The 1,086-nt window shown below is 62.6% G+C and carries 1 protein-coding gene; it reads right to left on the reverse strand.

The window, feature by feature from the left end; genetic code table 11:
* Positions 1-102: 102 nt before the first annotated feature.
* On the reverse strand, positions 103-1,086 hold a 984-nt coding region (locus BLU17_RS32125; protein ID WP_143189418.1), incomplete at its 5' end, for an FAD-binding protein.

Here is a 1,086-nt window from a genome sequence, read left to right on the forward strand (position 1 = left end):
TCGTACGTCTGCATGCGCGGCGCCGCGTCCTTGTCCGGATCGTAGCGGTAGACTTCAAAAATTCGTTTGGCCATTTCCGATTCCCTTTGACTGGCGTGAGACCTAGAACGTGCGCGGCTTCGGCGGCACGGACGCGACGCTCAGCGGTTGCAGCTGGACTGGTTTGTATTCGAGCCGGTTGTCTTCGCTGTACCAGAGCGTATGGCGCAGCCAGTTCACGTCGTCGCGTTCCTTGTGCTCGCTTGGCGCGTGGGCGCCGCGGCTTTCCTTGCGGGCCTCCGCAGACACCATCGTTGCGCGCGCAACTTCAATCATGTTGGCCACTTCGAGCGCTTCCACGCGCGCCGTGTTGAACACCTTCGACTTGTCCTTCAGGTGGATGTGCTTCGCGCGTTCCGCGACCTGCGCGATTTGCTGCACACCTTCCGCCATTAGCTTCTCCGTGCGGAACACGCCAGCATGCGTCTGCATCGTCGAGCGGATGTCTCCCGCCACGGCCTGCGTATGCTCGCCCGATGACGACTTCTCCAGCCGGTTCAGCCGCGAGAGCGCGAAGTCGGCGGCGTCGGCCGGCAAGGGCTTGTGCTGCCGGACGTCCTTCACGTGCTGGATGATATGATTCGCGGCCGCGCGGCCGAACACCACGAGGTCGAGCAGCGAGTTCGTGCCGAGGCGGTTCGCGCCATGCACCGACACGCACGAGCATTCGCCCACGGCGTAGAAGCCGTTGACGGGATCCTTGTGGCCCTTCGACGTACCGATCACCTGGCCATGGACATTCGTCGGAATGCCGCCCATCTGGTAGTGGATGGTGGGCACCACCGGGATCGGGTCCTTGATGGGATCGACGTTGGCAAACCGGATGGCGATTTCGCGGATCGACGGCAGACGCTTCATGATCGTCTCGGCGCCGATGTGCGAGAGATCGAGCAGAATGTGATCCTTCTTCGGACCTTCGCCACGACCTTCGATGATTTCCTGTCCCATCGAACGCGAAACGAAGTCGCGCGGCGCCAGATCCTTCAGGGTCGGCGCGTAGCGCTCCATGAAGCGCTCGCCGTTCGAGTTGCGCAGAATGCCGCCTTC

The organism is Paraburkholderia lycopersici, from assembly GCF_900096975.1.
GTDB classification, from domain to species: Bacteria; Pseudomonadota; Gammaproteobacteria; order Burkholderiales; family Burkholderiaceae; genus Paraburkholderia; species Paraburkholderia lycopersici.